The sequence below is a fragment of the Enterobacter sp. SES19 genome (assembly GCF_011765665.1).
In the GTDB taxonomy this organism is placed as follows: Bacteria; Pseudomonadota; Gammaproteobacteria; order Enterobacterales; family Enterobacteriaceae; genus Enterobacter; species Enterobacter pseudoroggenkampii.
In genome coordinates this window covers 1,162,931-1,180,234 of sequence record NZ_CP050320.1, presented here as the reverse complement: position 1 = coordinate 1,180,234, position 17,304 = coordinate 1,162,931, and the positions used below count along the sequence as shown (strand labels likewise).

Annotated in this window: 14 protein-coding genes and 1 tRNA gene; 5 read left to right on the top strand and 10 right to left on the bottom strand. The window is 54.9% G+C overall.

Annotated elements, in window-relative coordinates:
• Positions 1-27: 27 nt before the first annotated feature.
• Together GXP72_RS05520 and GXP72_RS05515 are read right to left on the bottom strand one after the other, a co-directional pair.
• Positions 28-630 carry a hypothetical protein gene (locus GXP72_RS05520; RefSeq protein ID WP_024906900.1) on the bottom strand — a complete coding sequence of 201 codons (603 nt, stop codon included), beginning with the start codon at positions 628-630 and terminating at the stop codon, positions 28-30.
• 149 nt (positions 631-779) lie between these two features.
• Positions 780-1,649 (bottom strand): helix-turn-helix transcriptional regulator, encoded by an 870-nt coding sequence (locus GXP72_RS05515; protein WP_090417935.1) that lies wholly within the window; start codon positions 1,647-1,649, stop codon positions 780-782.
• Positions 1,650-1,756: 107 nt separating this feature from the next.
• Here GXP72_RS05515 and GXP72_RS05510 point away from each other — a divergent pair, with 107 nt between their 5' ends.
• Both GXP72_RS05510 and GXP72_RS05505 read left to right on the top strand, forming a co-directional pair.
• The gene (locus GXP72_RS05510) at positions 1,757-3,193 is read left to right on the top strand and encodes an MFS transporter (protein WP_048991438.1); all 1,437 of its coding nucleotides are present in this window, start codon (positions 1,757-1,759) and stop codon (positions 3,191-3,193) included.
• A gap of 65 nt (positions 3,194-3,258) precedes the next feature.
• Positions 3,259-4,503 carry a mechanosensitive ion channel family protein gene (locus GXP72_RS05505; RefSeq protein WP_024906897.1) on the top strand — a complete coding sequence of 415 codons (1,245 nt, stop codon included), beginning with the start codon at positions 3,259-3,261 and terminating at the stop codon, positions 4,501-4,503.
• A gap of 86 nt (positions 4,504-4,589) precedes the next feature.
• Here the strand turns inward: GXP72_RS05505 and pheP are convergent, their stop codons facing one another.
• The 7 genes from pheP to GXP72_RS05470 form a co-directional block, all read right to left on the bottom strand.
• Positions 4,590-5,978: a phenylalanine transporter gene (gene pheP / locus GXP72_RS05500; RefSeq protein WP_048991439.1), complete on the bottom strand. Its 1,389-nt coding sequence runs from the start codon at positions 5,976-5,978 to the stop codon at positions 4,590-4,592.
• Positions 5,979-6,081: 103 nt separating this feature from the next.
• On the bottom strand, positions 6,082-8,265 hold the full coding sequence (locus GXP72_RS05495; protein WP_208763581.1) for a TonB-dependent siderophore receptor: 2,184 nt from the start codon (positions 8,263-8,265) through the stop codon (positions 6,082-6,084).
• Between the two features lie 184 nt (positions 8,266-8,449).
• The gene (gene yahO / locus GXP72_RS05490) at positions 8,450-8,725 is read right to left on the bottom strand and encodes a DUF1471 family periplasmic protein YahO (RefSeq protein ID WP_024906894.1); all 276 of its coding nucleotides are present in this window, start codon (positions 8,723-8,725) and stop codon (positions 8,450-8,452) included.
• 150 nt (positions 8,726-8,875) lie between these two features.
• Positions 8,876-9,907, bottom strand: a complete 1,032-nt coding sequence (locus GXP72_RS05485; protein WP_208763580.1) for an ABC transporter ATP-binding protein — start codon at positions 9,905-9,907, stop codon at positions 8,876-8,878.
• A gap of 1 nt (position 9,908) precedes the next feature.
• Positions 9,909-11,483 carry an iron ABC transporter permease gene (locus GXP72_RS05480; RefSeq protein WP_024906892.1) on the bottom strand — a complete coding sequence of 525 codons (1,575 nt, stop codon included), beginning with the start codon at positions 11,481-11,483 and terminating at the stop codon, positions 9,909-9,911.
• Positions 11,484-11,507: 24 nt separating this feature from the next.
• A complete protein-coding gene (locus GXP72_RS05475; RefSeq protein WP_047748646.1) occupies positions 11,508-12,524 on the bottom strand; it encodes an iron ABC transporter substrate-binding protein in 1,017 nt (338 codons plus the stop codon).
• 304 nt (positions 12,525-12,828) lie between these two features.
• On the bottom strand, positions 12,829-13,827 hold the full coding sequence (locus tag GXP72_RS05470; protein ID WP_208763579.1) for an aldo/keto reductase: 999 nt from the start codon (positions 13,825-13,827) through the stop codon (positions 12,829-12,831).
• Between the two features lie 100 nt (positions 13,828-13,927).
• Here GXP72_RS05470 and GXP72_RS05465 point away from each other — a divergent pair, with 100 nt between their 5' ends.
• The gene (locus GXP72_RS05465; protein ID WP_061715831.1) at positions 13,928-14,836 is read left to right on the top strand and encodes a LysR family transcriptional regulator; all 909 of its coding nucleotides are present in this window, start codon (positions 13,928-13,930) and stop codon (positions 14,834-14,836) included.
• A 7-nt stretch (positions 14,837-14,843) separates the two neighbouring features.
• Here GXP72_RS05465 and GXP72_RS05460 read toward each other — a convergent pair.
• Positions 14,844-14,920: transfer RNA gene (locus GXP72_RS05460), tRNA-Arg, on the bottom strand.
• A gap of 278 nt (positions 14,921-15,198) precedes the next feature.
• On the opposite strand from GXP72_RS05460, the gene GXP72_RS05455 reads away from it, so the two are divergent.
• A complete protein-coding gene (locus tag GXP72_RS05455; protein WP_048991446.1) occupies positions 15,199-15,897 on the top strand; it encodes an EAL domain-containing protein in 699 nt (232 codons plus the stop codon).
• A 24-nt stretch (positions 15,898-15,921) separates the two neighbouring features.
• The gene (locus tag GXP72_RS05450; RefSeq protein ID WP_024906887.1) at positions 15,922-16,650 is read left to right on the top strand and encodes a response regulator transcription factor; all 729 of its coding nucleotides are present in this window, start codon (positions 15,922-15,924) and stop codon (positions 16,648-16,650) included.
• The last annotated feature ends 654 nt before the right edge of the window (positions 16,651-17,304 follow it).

Genomic DNA, 17,304 nt, shown 5'->3' with positions numbered 1-17,304 from the left:
TCAACACGGGCCGCTCTGTGCGGCCCGTTACGCTTTACTGATGACTAACCTGCGATGTGGATGCACGTCGCGATCGTATCCCCAGGCAAACGCAATCCAGCGCTCCTCCAACTCGGCGTATGAACTCACCGGTGTTAAGTGCCACTCTTCTCCTACCGTACCGTCAGCCACGCTTATCCGATAATTCATACTGAACGCCCAGTCGATCATGCGTAACCAAAACCGCTGTCCGTCGCCAGTCTGTTCGCTGTCAGAGACCACAATGTCGTATTCGCTTAGCACCCACTGGAAGAAAGATTGGGGTAATCCACTTATTACCCGCTGATGGACAGCGCGTGGCGTACGCCAGACCATAACCTGTGTCGCAGCCCCGTGGGGAAAGGTAATTTCTTTATGAAACGTCAACTTAACGGCATACGCCGTATAGGGTTTTCCGTCGTCGGTGGTGACGAGACGATATTCATCACCGTAGCGCGATTTTAACAGGCGATATCCCACCGGCAGCATAAATCCTGGCAGATGAAAATCCACCGTGCCCCGCGCAAGAAACGCTTCAGTATGTTCCACGTTTCGGGAGATAAGGCCTAATTTTTGGCTGAAATCTGCGGAATCAATCATCAGTGGCGACATGGTGGTTTCTCATGGCGTGAGTATAGACGACTTAACACCTCATCGAAATGATGTCGATTCAGTCGACTGGCTAAGTTAAACCCACCTTACACCTGTCTCATCCACTTAGCAGAATCGGCTCTTACTCCCTGAAAGCCCCTCGCAAAAAACTATTTCCCCTGCGCCGCCAGCCACGCCATCGCCCTCTCCCCCGCCTCATCTACCGGCAGATACACCAGCAAACGCGACCCGTTTCGCGGCGCGGAATACCAGTACATCTGCTGCAGCGTAAACTCCCCCAGCTCGGGATGGGTAAACAGCTTGAGCTGGTTCTCCACGCCGCGCACGTCGTTACGCTGGTGCCACAGGGTTTTAAACTCTTCGGACACCGCAAAGAAGCGCGCCAGTTTGGCTTCCCACAGCGGGTCGCCCCGGTGCTCGGCCATCGCCGCGCGGAAATAGGAGACAAAAATGGGCAGCACGTCGTCGCGTCTGCCGAGGCGCGCGCGCCACGCCGGATGCGTGAGGAACAGGTAAATACAGTTGCGGTCTTCCGGCGGGATTTCATTGAAATCCACACCCATCAGGTGGCCGAAGCTGTCGTTCCACGCCACGATGTCGAAATTGGGCTTCTGGATGCTGGCAGGTTTTGGCATCAGCGTATCCAGCAGGCGTCGGGTGCCTTCGCTGATGCCCTCGCAGCAGACCGCCTGCGGCGCTTCACCCGGCGGCAAACCCGCTAACACAAACAGATGCCGGGCCTCGGTCGGAGTACATTGCAGCGCTTTTGCCACGGCCGCCATCACCGCGCTGGACGGATTGACGTCCCTGCCCTGCTCAAGCCAGGTATACCAGGTTACGCCCACGTCAGCGAGCATCGCCACCTCTTCCCGGCGCAGACCGGGCGTGCGGCGGCGACCGCTGCGCGGCAGGCCTAAGCGCTGCGGATCGAGACTTTCACGCCGCGCGCGTAAAAATGCCCCCAGCTGTTTTCGGGTGTCATCCTGAAGTGAGACGACGGGTTCAGACATCAGCGCCATAAATCCCCCTGCATGGTAGTGCCAGTACCAGTATAAACAAGAACTGGTACCCGTTTATCTGATGGTAGATGCTACGACCATCTGTTGAATGACGCAATGGAGTTACCATGAATACGTCAGTTGTTTCACCGGGTCGCGCTGGCCTGATATTGCTGTTAACCGGCCAGATGCTTCCGATGATTGATACCTCAATCACCAACGTGGCGCTGGACGCCATTACCCATTCACTGCACGCTACCGCCACCGAGCTGGAGCTGATCGTCGCGCTCTACGGCGTGGCCTTTGCCGTCTGCCTCGCGCTCGGCAGCAAGCTGGGGGATAATTTTGGCCGTCGCCGTCTGTTTATGTGGGGTGTGGCGAGCTTTGGTCTGGCCTCGCTGCTGTGCGGAATGGCGGGGAACATTGAACAGCTGCTCGCCGCGCGCATCGTTCAGGGTGCGGGTGCCGCACTGATCATGCCGCAAATTCTTGCCACGCTGCACGTGACGCTGAAAGGTACGGCGCATGCAAAAGCCATCAGCCTGTTCGGCGGCATCGGCGGGATTGCGTTTATCGTCGGGCAGATGGGCGGGGGCTGGCTGGTGTCGGCGGATATCGCCGGGCTGGGCTGGCGTAACGCCTTCTTTATCAACGTGCCGATCTGTCTGGTGGTGCTGGCGCTGAGCCGCCGCTTCGTACCGGAAACCCGTCGCGAGACGCCGTCACGCATCGACTGGCCGGGTACCGTGTTGCTGGCCATCATGCTTTGCTGCCTGCTGTTCCCGATGGCGCTCGGCCCGCAGTGGCACTGGTCCTGGCCGCTGAAGACGATGCTGCTCGCCCTGGTCCCGCTGGCCTGGCTGATGGCGCTGAATGCGCGCAAAAAAGAGCGTGAGAATGCCCACCCGCTGATCCCGCCGCGCCTGCTTGCGCTTCGCAGCGTGCGCTTTGGCATTCTGATTGCGATGCTTTTTTTCAGCGTCTGGTCCGGGTTTATGTTCTGTATGGCCCTGACCATGCAAACCGGTCTGGGGATGGCGCCGTGGCAGTCCGGGAACAGTTTTATCGCCCTGGGCGTGACCTACTTTGTTTCGGCGTGGTTCGCGCCGCGGCTGATTGCCCGCTACAGCACCAGCACTATCCTGCTGACGGGTCTGGCGATCCAGATTACCGGCCTGCTGGCGCTGATCGCCACGTTCCGCGTTTGGGGCATGGAGAATACCGCCCTGACGCTGGCACCCGCCACCGGACTGGTGGGCTACGGGCAGGCGCTGATCGTGAACAGCTTCTACCGCATCGGGATGCGCGACATTCAGCCTGACGACGCGGGGGCCGCGAGCGCTATTTTAAGCACGCTGCAGCAGGCCGCGCTGGGTCTTGGCCCGGCCATTTTTGGCGCAATCTTGCTGCACGCGCTGCAAAACCATCACGGGGATTACACCCAGGCGATTAACGTCTTCCTGATGGTGGAAACGGCCATGATGGTGGTGCTGGCTCTGGCGACGCTGCGCATCCGCCATAGCCTGTGCCTGCCGGTGGTAAAGGTCTGCCAGGCCGCCAAATAAGTTCGTGAATTTGCATAATAGATCCGCAGCCGCCATTATGGGGCTGCAAAAATACAGGAGACGTTATGCAGGAATTGATTGCTCAGGTTGAAGAGTTAGGCATTGAAATTAATCACACCACCTCTTTAGTGATTATCTTTGGTATTATTTTTCTGACCGCCATCATCGTTCATTTTATTCTGCACAAAGGGGTGCTTCGCGCATTCGAAAAACGCGCGCAGGCCAGCAGCCATTTATGGCTGCAGATCATCACCCAGAATAAATTATTTCACCGTCTGGCCTTTACCCTGCAGGGGATAATTGTCAACGTCCAGGCGGTACTGTGGCTGCAAAAAGGCAGCGAAGCGGCGGAAATTCTCACTACCTGCGCCAGGCTGTGGGTAATGGTTTATGCCCTGCTCTCCTTCTTCTCGCTGCTGGACGTGATTTTCAATCTGTCGCAGAAAATGGCCACCGCGTCACAGCTGCCGCTGAAAGGGATCTTCCAGGGCATCAAGCTGGTGAGCGCCATCCTGGTGGGGATATTGATTATCTCCCTGCTCATCGGCCAGTCCCCGGCGATTCTTATAAGCGGTCTGGGCGCCATGGCCGCCGTGCTGATGCTGGTGTTTAAAGATCCGATACTCGGACTTGTGGCGGGTATTCAGCTTTCCGCCAACGACATGCTCAAGCTCGGCGACTGGCTGGAGATGCCTAAATACGGCGCCAACGGCACGGTGACGGATATCGGCCTGACCACCGTGAAAGTACGCAATTTCGATAATACGATTACGACCATTCCGACGTGGGCCCTGGTCTCCGACGCCTTTATCAACTGGAGCGGCATGTCGGCCTCCGGCGGGCGACGTATTAAGCGCAGCCTGAATATTGATACCACCAGTATTCATTTCCTCGACGAGCAGGAGCAGCAGAAACTCATTCAGGCGAAACTGCTGAAGCCTTATCTGGCCGCACGTCATGAGGAAATTAACCTGTGGAATCAGCAGAACGGTGAAGGGGAATCGGTACTAAACCTGCGCAAGATGACCAATATCGGCACCTTCCGCGCCTACCTGAACGAATATCTGCGCAACCACCCGCGCATTCGCAAAGATATGACGCTGATGGTGCGTCAGCTAGCACCTGACGCGAATGGTTTGCCGATTGAAATATATGCCTTCACCAATACGGTGGTCTGGGCAGAATATGAGGAGATTCAGGCTGACATCTTCGACCATATTTTCGCGGTGGTGGATGAATTTGGGTTGCGTATTCACCAGTCCCCGACCGGGAACGATATTCGCGCCCTGTCGGGGGTCATTGCCAGGTAATCTGTGTAGGCACCCGGGCGTGAAGGTAAGTGCGGTCTGGTGCCCTCACCCCGGCCCTCTCCCATAGGGAGAGGGTGAAAAACGTGCTACTTTTTGCGGGAAAGCTTAAACGTCACAAACAGGAAGATCACCCACACCGGCAGCAGCATCGCCGAGAGACGCATCTCATCCATGGTGCACATCAGCACCAGAATCAGCCCCAGGAAAGCGATACAGATGTAGTTCCCCGCCGGGTAAAGCAGCGCTTTGAACTGCGTTTCGCGTCCCTTGCGGCGCATCGCGGCACGAAAGCGCAGGTGCGCCAGGCAGATCATGATCCAGTTAAGCAGCAGCGTGGCGACAACCAGCGCCATCAGCAGGCCAAAGGCCTCTTTCGGCAGCAGGTAGTTGATTAGCACTACCAGCGACGTAATGGCACCGGAAAGGAACAAGGAATTTACCGGCACGCCGCGACGGCTGACGCGGGTAAGGAACTTCGGCGCGTTGCCCTGCACGGAGAGGCCAAACAGCATACGGCTGTTGGAGTAAACGCCGCTGTTATAGACCGACAGAGACGCCACCAGAATGACAAAGTTCAGCGCCGAGGCGACCACGTTGCTGTTCAGATCGTGGAAAATCATCACGAACGGGCTGCTGTCGGATTTCACTTCCACCCACGGATAGAGCGCCAGCAGCACCACCAGCGAGCCGATGTAGAACAGCAGAATACGGTATACCACCTGGTTAACCGCTTTTGGAATGCTTTTATGCGGGTCGTGCGCTTCCGCGGCGGTGATGCCAATCAACTCTAATCCGCCGAAGGAGAACATGATCACTGCCAGCGAGAGGATCAGCCCTTTCCAGCCGGTCGCCAGGAAGCCGCCGTGCTGCCAGAGGTTATCGATCGTGGCGCGCTCGCCGCCGTGGCCGGAGAACAGCAGCCACAGGCCAAAGCCGATCATGCCGATAATCGCCAGTACCTTGATCAGCGCAAACCAGAACTCGGTTTCGCCATACAGGCGGACGTTGACGAGGTTAACGGCGTTAATAATGATGAAGAAGGCCGCCGCCCAGATCCACGTCGGGACATCCGGCAGCCAGTACTGCATGTAGATGCCTGCGGCGGTCAGCTCCGCCATCCCCACCAGCACGAACATAACCCAGTAGTTCCAGCCGGACAGGAAGCCTGCAAACGGGCCCCAGTATTTATAAGCAAAGTGCGCGAAGGAGCCTGAAACCGGCTCTTCAACAACCATCTCGCCAAGCTGACGCATGATCAGGAAGGCAATAATCCCGGCGATACCATACCCCAGCAGTACCGCCGGGCCCGCCATCTGAATAGCGGGGCCGATACCAAGAAACAGCCCGGTACCGATCGCGCCGCCAAGGGCAATTAACTGAATATGTCGATTTTGCAAACCACGTTGCAGCGTCGGATTCTGATCCGACGAGGCTTCGGCGCTACCATGGCCTGAAGCGGATGACGCGTCTTTCACGTCCTACCCCTGTCTCTTTTTTAGAAGGGGCACGTTTTAACACTTCATGCTGGAGGTAGCAAGGGATTGGGGCATCCCTGCCCCGGATAACGAGATGGAACGCTTAGAATTCGTAGCCAACCGAGATCTTAAAGGTGCGCGGTTCGCCCTGCGTGATGTAAGTACCGGAATCGTCCACGCTGGCCCAGTAGTTTTCATTGGTCACGTTATCGATGCCTGCGCGCACGGTCATCTGGTTTGCATTGTGGTTCACCGCGAAGCGATAGCGCATCCCCAGATCCAGCGTGGTGTAGCTGTCCAGCTTTTTGGTGTTTGCCAGGTCAGCGTACTGCGCGCCGGAGTGGTTCACGCGGGCGGTGGCGGTCAGGCCGTCAATCGGCTTGATGTCGTACTCTGCGCCCAGCACGGCGTAAAAGTTCGGAATACCGATCGCATCGTTCCCCTGATTCACGCCATTTTTGGTTTTGGTTAGCTCAGCCTGCAGCCAGGTAGCGCTGGCATTCAGACGCATCCCCAGCAGGGGCTCGCCAAAGACGTTCAGCTCCACGCCACGGTTACGCTGCTCGGCGTCAAGGCCGTAGTGGCCTCTGTCGTCGAGGATCGCCGACGGCATCTTGATTTCGAACAGCGCAAGCGATCCGCCCACGCGGCCAAAGTCCGCCTTCACGCCCACTTCGTTCTGCTTAGAGTGCACGATACCGGTACTCTGGCCGTAGTTGGTGGCGGTATTCGGCGCGGTTTTGCCCGGCTGCAGCGCTTCGGTATGGTTAGCATAGAGGGAGATTTCCTCCCACGGCTTGTAGACCACGCCGTAGGTTGGCATCCAGCGACTGCCGTCGAAGCCGTCTGCTGCGTTTTCCGCACCGGTAATTTTGTTATACCCGCGAATGACCACCTTCTGGTGGCGCGCGCCGGCGGTGAACAGCAGCTTATCGTCCAGCACACCCAGGGTATCGCTCAACAGCCAGCCTTGGGTACGGGTGCGTCCGCTGGTCAGCGGATCGCTGTATTTCCCGCCTGAGCCGTTGAGGTTGCTGCTGTCCGGCATATCCACGCCGGTGTTGTGGTAGATGTTGGTCGTCGGGTTATCCTTCGTCGCCGACATTTTCCACGCGATTTTTTCGTTTTTGGTCATCGCCGAATAGCCAACGTTGACCTTGTGCGAGACGAAACCGGTATTGAAATTACCGCGAATGCCCGCCATGCCGCTGACGGAGTCGCTGATGCGGTTGGTATCAAGGCGGCTGACCGTTGCCTTACCGCTTTTATCCACCAGCTTCGGCGCGCTGTAGATCCCTTCCTCGTGCGCGTGCTGCGCGCCCAGGCCGGTATAGGCGGTCCAGCCGTCGGTGATGTCGTACTCGCTGCGCCACATCCCGAACTCGTTTTCGATGTTGCTGTAGGCCCACTTCTGCGAGAAGTTGCGATCGTTTTTCGGCGGCTCGGGCACGAAATCCACCGCCGAAATGTTGACGCTGGTTGGGCTACCGTGGAAGGTTTTCTTCTGATAGCCCAGATCAAGCGAGGTGCGGAAGCGGTCACCGCTGTAATCCAGGCCGGTAGAGAGCAGCGTGGTGCGGCGGCGATCGTTCGGTATGCCGGTTTCCCCTTCGCGATGGACCAGGTTCACCCGCGCGCCAAACTGGTCGTTGTCGCCGTAGCGACGACCCGCATCCAGCGTGGTGCCAATCTGAGAATCTGAGGTGTAGTCCACGCCCACTTTCGCCTGCGGGAGTTCGCCCGCGTGTTTTGGCTCAAGGTTGATCATCCCGCCCACGCCGGAGCTCGCCGCGCCGTTCATCAGGGCGTTTGCCCCTTTGAAGATCTCAATGCGCTCAACCATCTGGGTATCCACCACCTGGCGCGGCAGCACGCCGGACAGCCCGCCAAAGGTCATGTCGTCACCGTCGAACTTCAGGCCACGAATACGGTAGGTTTCCGCGCTGTTGCCGAATCCCTGGACGAACTGCACGCCCGCGTCGTTCGCGACGACATCGGCAATGGTTTTCGCCTGCTGATCTTCCACCAGCTTCGAGGTGTAGCTGATGATGTTGAACGGCACGTCCATGGCGTTCTGCTGGCCCAGCATCCCCATGCGCCCGCCGTTCGCCATCTGCCCGTCAAGGAAGGCCGGTACCAACTGGTCGCCACCGGGTTTGAAATCGCTGGCTGGCGCAGCCTGGACAACGAGGGTGTCCTCTTTTTGATCGTCCGCCGCGAAGGCGGAATGTGTCACCGCGCCAACGGCGAGCGCCAACAGCGTGTTGTTTATTTTGGTGTTGTTCATCGTTAACTCATTTAAACGTGCGCGCAAAAATGACCCGTTGTCAGGCCTTAGAATGTGTTTATTGAAATGCAAATGAGAACTATACGCATTATATATGCGTTAGCAAGTGTAACCGCGTTCATGAGGAGGTTTGGCGAGAAATGAGGGGAACAACCACCCCGTTGCGGGGGTGGCTGCAATGACGTTATTTTTTCTTGTAGATATTGGCCGTACCGTGAATTTTATTGTTGGTGTTCCCTGACGTGAGCACCAGGACATCTGCGCCTTTCTTATCGGCTTTCTCAATCAGTTCTTTTTTTGCATCATCAACCGATACCTCATTCGAGGTACTTACCGTACCGATTTTTTGATACTGAGACGCAACTTTCTTGAACTCATTTTTTGTCAGCAACTGAGCAGCAAAAGCATTGGTCGTAAACAGTAACGCCGTTCCCAACAAAATAGCAGTCGTCTTTTTCATAACCTTTTTTCCTTGAGATTAATCAGCAACTACGAAAAACCTCACGCATTGTGGTGAGGTTTTATGAGCATGGTAGAGAATCTCAGGAAATGCCATACGTTCGGGAAAATTCTTTTATAACAACCCGTTGCATGAAATTACTAACGAATATTAAGAATATTCGAATACCCGCGCGGTGCCAGCAATATCAATGCGTACCGCCGTGCCCGGGTTCCATCCTGGCTGGCTGACGGTCTTCAGAATCACGGGCTGTTGCTGCCCGGCTAATCCGAGGGTGAGCGTCGACAGGTGGCCGGTAAAATCCACATCAAGAATTGATATCGGGCTTTCATGTGAGGCGCATGCCGTCACGCTCAGCTGCTCCGGGCGCAGCATCACTCTGCCCTGCCCGGTCGCCTGCGCGTTGTCCGTGGGCACTTCACCCAGCGCGCACACGGCATACCCAGCAGTGAGCTGAGCTGGCAGGATCACGGCGTCGCCAAGAAATAGCGCCGTCTCTTCGTCAACGGGACGGGTGTAGACGTCATAAGGCGTGCCGACCTGTGTGAAACGTCCGGAGCGCATCACGGCAACCTGCGTAGCAAAGGACAACGCTTCGTTCTGATCGTGGGTGACCAGAATCGAGGCCACGCCCGCTTCGGCCAGCAGATCGGCCGTTGCCTTACGCGTCATGGCGCGCAGGCCGGTATCCAGCGCCGAGAACGGTTCATCCAGCAGCATCAGTGAAGGACGCTGGGCCAGCGCACGGGCAAGCGCCACGCGCTGCTGCTGTCCGCCGGAAATCTCGTGGGGCCAGTGCGTTGCCAGTTGCCTGTCCAGAGACACCATCTCCATCAGCGCCTCAACGCGCTGGCGTTTCTCGTGGCGGGTGCCGTCCAGCCCCCAGGCAATGTTGTCTGCCACGTTGAGGTGCGGGAACAGCGCCCCCTCCTGAGGTACAAAACCGATCCCGCGCTGGTGGGCAGGGACAAAACGGTTTTCATCAAACAGCGTTCTCCCCTGCATGACAATACGCCCGGTGTCAGGCGTTTCGAAACCGGCAAGAATACGCAGCAGCGTGGTTTTCCCCGACCCGGACGGCCCGACAATCGCCGTCCTGCTCCCCGGCGCAACGCTCAGGTTTAAGCTGTCGAGCACCTGCACATCAGAAAACGATTTAGAAATGGCGGTTAATTCAAGCATGTCATAGCCCTGCAATTTTTTTCGACTGCATATAGAGAATGGCGGTCAGCGGGAGTGAAATCAGGATCATCAGCATCGCGTAAGGCGCGGCGGCAACATAGTCAATTTCACTGGTCAGCGCCCAGAATCCGGTGGAGAGCGTGCGCGTGCCCAGCGGAGAGAGCAACAGCGTGGCGGTCAACTCGTTGCTGACGCCGAGGAAAACCAGCGCGGCACCCGCCGCAGCACCGGGCGCGGCCAGCCGCATCGTAACGCTCCAGAGCGCCTTCGCGGGCGTGCTGCCCAGGCTGCGCGCCACGTTTTCCAGCTCGACCGGCGCCTGCGCAATCCCCGCCCGAAGGTTGATGAGCGCTCGGGGCATAAACATCAGCAGGTAGGCCAGGAACAGGGTAATTTCCGTCTGGTAAATGGGGCGGGCGTAATGAATGGTGACGGTGACCAGCGCCAGCGCCGTGACAATGCCCGGCAGTGAACTGGTGATATAGATGCACCCTTCCAGCATCCGGAAGATACGGTGCGGATAGCGGATACCGAGCCACGCGATGGGGATCACGCACGCCGTTGTCAGGAGCGCTCCCCCCACGCCGAGCATCAGCGTCTGGCGCAGGGAGTGCCAGAGATCGGGACTCATCCAGTTTTGCACGCCCCCGAGCCAAATCCAGCGGCACAGGACAATCAACGGCACGCCCAGCGCCAGCACGATCAGCACGATGAAAAACAGCTGGCCCAGCGCGGCAGCCGCAGGCTTCAGCGGCCAGCGTTTTTGCTCGCGCGCGGCCCCGGCGCCAATGCGCGCGTAGCGTGCTTTTCCGCGCGTTACGCCTTCCAGCACCAGAATAGCCAGACAGCACAAGGCCAGCACGCCCGCCAGCATGTTCGCCGCCGGGCCGCTGAAGGTAGACTGGAACTGGTCATAGATTGCCGTGGTGAAGGTATCAAAGCGGATCATCACGTACAGGCCATATTCCGCCAGCAGATGCAATGCCACCAGCAGCGCGCCACCGCAGATAGCCAGCTTGAGCTGCGGCAGCACCACGCGGAAAAAGACCCGCCAGGGCGGCGTGCCGAGCGACGCGGCGACATCTTCAAGCGTCGGGTCAAGACGACGCAGCACCGCCGCAACCGGCATATAGATAAACGGATAGTAGGCCAGAACGGAGAGGAACACGCCCGCGGAGAGCCCGTGCATGGACGGGACAACGCTCACCCAGGCATAGCTTTGCACGAACGCGGGGATCGCCAGCGGGGCGACCGCCAGTGCAGACCAGATCCCTCGCCCGGCAAGCTGCGTGCGCTCGGTGAGCCAGGCTATCGCCACGCCCGTCACGATACACAGCGGAACCGCTAAAGCCGTCAGCCACAGCGTGTTGCTGAGTAGCTCAGCAACACGCGGGCGAAACACCAGCGCCTTAATGGTTTCCCAGCCGGTCTCAATGCCAATGGCAATGATAAAACCCAAAGGCAGAAGCGCCATTAATGAAAACAACACAGCTAACGCAACCATCGGCAGTGCAGGACGCCTGCGGGCAGGCTCCTGCACTCTGTTTTTTCCGATGTCGAGACTCAGACCAGACATAAGACGTTCACTTCACTCTCAGGATCACAGCAGACCGGCTTGCGTCATCAGCTCGATAACTTTTTTACTGTTGAGCGTTGAAGGTTCAACTTTCGGTGCATCAAGATCTTTCAGCGGGACCAGTTTCGGGTTTGAGGCCGCATTCACGCCCACTGCATATTCAAAGGCATTGTTGGTACGCAGACTTTCCTGGCCTTCTTTACCGGTAATGTATTTGATAAAGGCCTGCGCCTGCGCTTTGTGCTTGCTGGACGCCAGCACGCCACCGCCGGAAAGGCTCACAAACGCGCCCGGATCCTGGTGTTTGAAGTAGTAGAGCTGGGTGTTTTTGCTGTTTTCACCGGTTTTGGACTGATCGACAAAGCGGTAGTAGTGATAAATCACGCCGCCATCAATCTGGCCGGCATTGACGGCTTTCATCACCGTGCTGTTGCCTTTATAGGCAACGAAATTGGCTTTCATCGCCTTAAGCCATTCCAGAGTGGCCTTTTCGCCTTTCAGAGCCAGCATCGCGCTCACGATGGCCTGGAAATCCGCGCCTGACGGTGATGCCGCCCAGCGGCCTTTCCACTCGGGTTTCGCCAGATCCATCAGCGACTTAGGCAGCTGCTGCTCGCTCAGTTTTGCAGGATTATAGACGAATACCGTGCTGCGGGCGGCAATGCCGATCCAGCGACCGTGCGCCGGACGATACTCTGCCGGTACCTGCTTCAGGGTGTCTGCATCCAGCGGCGCAAACAGGTTAGCGTTATCCACCAGCACCATGGACGGTGAGTTTTCCGTCAGGAATACGTCGGCCGGCGATGCGCTGCCTTCCTGAACCAGCTGGTTACCCAGCTCGCTGTCATCACCATTGCGCAAAGTCACTTTAATGCCGGTTTCTTTGGTAAAACCGTCAACCCACGACTTCACCAGGTTTTCATGCTGCGCGTTATACACAACGATACCTTCGTTGTTATCGGCGGCAACTGATTGTGTGGAAAGGAAAAGGGATGACGACAACAAGGCAAGCGAGAAGCAGGACAGCAGGCGAGAATTCATGAACATATCCTTAATAGACCAACGGGAGTAACCACTCATAGCTTTGTGGGACAGGATTAAAGCACACAACAACGCTAATGATAATTAGTATCAATCCAGTTTACGCGTAAAAGTGTAAAATTTCATTATTGCGTGGTTTGAAATGATAAAAATCCAGATGGGAAAGATAGTTCAATTAAAAATTAAGAAAACCTTAAGACTGAACGGAAGAAGAATTCATTAGCCTTCTATTTATTATTGCGACATTTAATGCACAGATGAACAACTCTCCCGCCAGAGAGGCGGGAGAATGTAATGCAGTGTGTTATTTATCGATTAAATTAAAATCACCCTGGTTATATCTTTGCCCCTGGATATTGTCAGGCGTAAAGACATGGTCAACGAACTTAATATCAGAATCGGAAAGATTCAGGCTGACCGCCCCCGCATTATCCTGCAAATGCGCTATTTTTCGAGCCCCGGGAATAGGAACAATGTCATCTCCTTTACTCATCACCCATGCGAGGGCCAGCTGCGCGAGGGAACAGCGGTATTTATCCGCGACATCCTGTAGCTGGCCGAGCAGCTGTTGGTTTTTCTGCATCGCTGCTTTCTGGAAGCGGGGCAGGTTCCGCCGGAAATCATCCTCGCCAAAGCCGGAGCTGTCCGTGATTTTCCCGGTTAAAAATCCGCGACCCAGCGGACTGTAGGGCACAAACCCAACGCCCAGCTCGCGGCAAGCGTTGAGAATGCTTTCCTCCGGCTCGCGAGTCCAGAGCGAATATTCCGTTTGCACGGCGGTAATCGGATAAACTTTGCAGGCCCGGCGTAACGTGTCGGCTGAGACTTCTGAGAGCCCGATATGGCGAACTTTCCCTTCCTTGATTAAATCAGCCATTGTTCCCACAACGTCTTCAACAGGTACAGACGGGTCGACGCGGTGCTGATAAAGCAGATCGATAGTCTCGATATTGAGACGTTTAAGTGAACCTTCTACCGCTTCACGAATATGTTCAGGGCGGCTGTCAACACCAGCCATACGTTCAAGACCATGTCCGGAGGGAAGGATGCGAAAACCAAATTTTGTCGCAATCTGTACCTTGTCGCGAATGCCTTTAATCGCCTTCCCGACCAGGACTTCATTATCATAGGGGCCATAGACTTCCGCGGAATCAAGGAAGGTAACGCCCAAATCGACCGCAGCGTGAATGGTATTGATCGCCTCCGATTCTTCGGCGCCACCATAGGCAAAACTCATCCCCATACAACCCAACCCCAGTGCTGACACCTGGAATTTATCTTTTCCCAGATAACGTGTTTTCATCTTATATTCCTGTTTTGATAAATGACAGGAAATATATACTTTCATTCTTAACGCATAACAATTAGTATATTTTTAATGCAGTATTTTATGAGAATTAACAATGAAAAATGCACCAGAGTTACAACATATAGAAATATTACTTCTTATTGTAAAACACGGGAGTTTTCGTCAGGCCGCAAAAGAATTAAATGTTTCAGCGCCGACGTTAACTGTCGCCATAAATAATCTTGAAGAAAAACTTGGGGTTAGACTTTTGAATCGCTCCACCCGAAGCTTGTCTTTGACGGCCGTCGGTAAAGCGTTTCTTGATGACGTGATGCCCGTCCTGAATGACTACAGACGCGTCATTGATAATCTCAATGACCACAAAGAAAAGCCAGAAGGCGTCATCAAAGTCAACTTACCCCGGATCGTGGTTGATCTCTTTTTTCAAAGCCATTTCGTTACGTTCAAAAATGATTACCCGGGTATTAAATTAGAGTTGTTCACCACTGACAGAAAAATCAATATTATCGACTCAGGTTTCGATGCCGGAATACGTTATACACAAGATGTTCCTAAAGATATGGTTGCCATTCCTTTTGGTGGCAAGATGGCTCTTATTCCCGTTGCCAGCCCCGATTTTCTGAAGAAATCAGGCACGCCTGACTCACCAAAAGATCTGGTCAATTTCAGGTGTATAAATCGCTGTTTTCCTGATGGAAAGCTGTATCGCTGGGAGTTTATGGATCCACAAGGGGAAACAATGGAGGTATCTGTTAATGGCGATCTGGTTGTCGATTCAGACGCGGCAATGATCCAGGCTGCTGAATATGGGTTAGGGATTGCGTTTGTTTATGAGAATCTGGTTGAGGATAAAATTAGCGAAAACAAACTTGTCCGTTTGCTACCTGATTATACCTATCCCGCTGATAATTTTTGTGTTTACTACCCGAGCCGAAAACATCTGCCAGCACCGCTGAGAACCTTCATAGCGTGGGTGATGTCGATGAATAAAGACGTGCGTTGAGAGGAAATGGCACGCCCTGTAGGATTCGAACCTACGACCTACGGCTTAGAAGGCCGTTGCTCTATCCAACTGAGCTAAGGGCGCACTGAGAAGCGTGTGCTTCGCGGTGGTGAAACGCGAAGAATTATACGGTCAATGGCAGGTGAGTCAATGCCTTTTCCGCTTTCCAGGGCAATTACCGCTAGCCGATTGTAAATACGGCTATTTTCTCAACATTTCTCCCTGTTTCACCGTAAAATTTAGCGCTGCGAAAAGGCCTAGTTGCATTTAAGTAACGCCTGCTGTTTTCCTGAACGTCAGCTCGTCACACTAGAGTCAGATATCCCGGCCGCCTGGAGGCTGACAGACAACAGGACAATGGAGTGACAGCGCAAAACCTGATCGATACGCCCCCCCGGTTACAGTACCTTTCTCAGGACATCGTCGGCATTAAGCTTGAGCCTATCGTCGCCCTCACCTCCTTGCGCCAGGTTGGCGTGGAGGTACTTAGCGTTCTGTCCGACACGCGCCACAGCGAGGACTTTTTTTGCGATCGGTCCGCTGAATGGTCGATAACCCTGCTTGAAGCGCAGCTTGCCACGCTAAAAAATACGCCGCACGGACATAACCTTTTTATTAATCTGCCGATAACCGTCCTGACGGAGCCTGCGTCTTTTCAGCGACTTATCAGGTTACCTGGCGTGCAGCTCAATATTGAGATTGTCGACCTCGCGTCCTTTTTGGCGCTAACCGTCGCACAGAAGCAGCATGTGGTTCAGAATCTGCAGCAACTTAGCAGACAGGGACACGCTATCTGGCTGGATGACGTGGACGACGTCTTAGTGCAGTCGTTTTTATCCTGTCGACTCCCGTTAAGCGGCGTCAAAATAGATAAGGAAGCATTCTGGCGTTTACGCGACACCCCTGCGCTGAGGCAACTGGTTTCCCTTTGCTTTCAGCTGGCCGGGAAAGTGCTTATTGAAGGTATTGAGACTGAACGCGATCGTACCTGGGCACTGCAGGCAGGCGCAGACCTCGGCCAGGGATATTACTGGCCGTCCTGGACATGGCCGGAGGATTAAAACGCCATTTCCAGGAGGGAGACCATGCGAATGACAGTGCGCCGTTACCGGCGGCGGCGTACAGGAAGTGATGCACTGGGATTTACGCGCTCACCTTTTGCTCCCCCCTTTTTCGACCGACTCGAATTTTTGAGCCAGTCCATCAGCCAGCCCCGCAAAACAGACGCCCCTTTTATCCTTCTGGTGACGGAGGATCACTACCTGCGCACCGGCTTTCTCAACGGGCAGTTTCCTCTGAGCAGCTGCTGCGACTACGCCACGCTGGACGACGCCCTTATCGCGCAGACACAGTGGCCCTCCGCCCGTCTGGTCGTGGATATAGAAAGCCGGTCCACGGGGCTGCTGGAGAAACTGGATCAGTTGAGAAGGCATAGCCTGTTTCCTCCGTTCCTGACGCCCTGGCTGTTAGTCCGGGCCGATAATTACGACACCCGCCTCTTCTGCAAAGCGGCAGGTCCCTTTCATGTGCTCGAACGTCAACTGAACGCCGCCGCGCTCCAGCACAGCCTGCTGGATACCCGCCCCCCGCAGGGGTCCGACAAAGACTGGTTCTCGCGCAATGAATGGCCCATCCTGCAGGAGCTCTCACGGGGCAAGACGCTGCGTCAGATTGCCCTGATGCAGAATCGCCCCTATAGCCGCATTATCTATCGTCTCAGCTGCATCCTGCTGAAGCTGGGGCTGAGCCATCGCCAGGAATTGCTTCATCTTCTTAATAACCTCTCAGACTGCACGTTTTCACTCACGTCCTAACCCCTTATTTCCTAAAGCGGTTTAGGAATTTACTTACCAACTGCGTTACATAAATGTTAATTTTTAACAATAAAATCGAATTTATAACTATTCCTAATTTATGGGCGTAAACCTTGTGAAATGCCATAAATTGAATGAACGGCAGCACTTTCCTCCATCCGTTAAGCGAATGCAGATAGCGTTAACAAGATGATAATGATGTAAAAACAAGCAGCTTAGCGACAACGTCCAGGAGTAAAAAGCGAAGCGGGTAGCATGTTCTCCTGCGGACCTGGCGCCGTTATCGTGGTCAACGCAAGCACTTTCGGATGAAGGTCTACCGGCCTGCGAGGGCAATTTTTAACCTCCGCGTCGCGGGTTCGCCCCCAGAAATGATGTCTATTTTTGTTAACAATTGATCAACATACAGAGATATCTGTTATTTTTTGTTATTACATAAAGATGAAAATATGCGGTAAATGGGATAATAGGATATTTCCGCTAATTTTAAAAAAATAGTGATTCAGATCCAGAAGATAATACAAACCCATACGCGGATATTAATTTACAGGGTTTTCGGAAAAAACTTACCCTGTATAATAAGATGCGTACCAAATTTGAATAAGAAAAACCTTTTTGCCAACACCAGCCTAATGAGATGACCGCGCTGAGGCA

Excerpts from the sequence above, each read along its gene's own strand:
- GXP72_RS05520 (WP_024906900.1), bottom strand. The coding sequence starts at position 630 with ATGTCGCCACTGATGATTGATTCCGCAGATTTCAGCCAAAAATTAGGC.
- GXP72_RS05515 (WP_090417935.1), bottom strand. The coding sequence starts at position 1,649 with ATGGCGCTGATGTCTGAACCCGTCGTCTCACTTCAGGATGACACCCGA.
- GXP72_RS05510 (WP_048991438.1), top strand. The coding sequence starts at position 1,757 with ATGAATACGTCAGTTGTTTCACCGGGTCGCGCTGGCCTGATATTGCTG.
- GXP72_RS05505 (WP_024906897.1), top strand. The coding sequence starts at position 3,259 with ATGCAGGAATTGATTGCTCAGGTTGAAGAGTTAGGCATTGAAATTAAT.
- GXP72_RS05495 (WP_208763581.1), bottom strand. The coding sequence starts at position 8,265 with ATGAACAACACCAAAATAAACAACACGCTGTTGGCGCTCGCCGTTGGC.
- yahO (WP_024906894.1), bottom strand. The coding sequence starts at position 8,725 with ATGAAAAAGACGACTGCTATTTTGTTGGGAACGGCGTTACTGTTTACG.
- GXP72_RS05485 (WP_208763580.1), bottom strand. The coding sequence starts at position 9,907 with ATGCTTGAATTAACCGCCATTTCTAAATCGTTTTCTGATGTGCAGGTG.
- GXP72_RS05480 (WP_024906892.1), bottom strand. The coding sequence starts at position 11,483 with ATGTCTGGTCTGAGTCTCGACATCGGAAAAAACAGAGTGCAGGAGCCT.
- GXP72_RS05475 (WP_047748646.1), bottom strand. The coding sequence starts at position 12,524 with ATGAATTCTCGCCTGCTGTCCTGCTTCTCGCTTGCCTTGTTGTCGTCA.
- GXP72_RS05470 (WP_208763579.1), bottom strand. The coding sequence starts at position 13,827 with ATGAAAACACGTTATCTGGGAAAAGATAAATTCCAGGTGTCAGCACTG.
- GXP72_RS05465 (WP_061715831.1), top strand. The coding sequence starts at position 13,928 with ATGAAAAATGCACCAGAGTTACAACATATAGAAATATTACTTCTTATT.
- GXP72_RS05450 (WP_024906887.1), top strand. The coding sequence starts at position 15,922 with ATGCGAATGACAGTGCGCCGTTACCGGCGGCGGCGTACAGGAAGTGAT.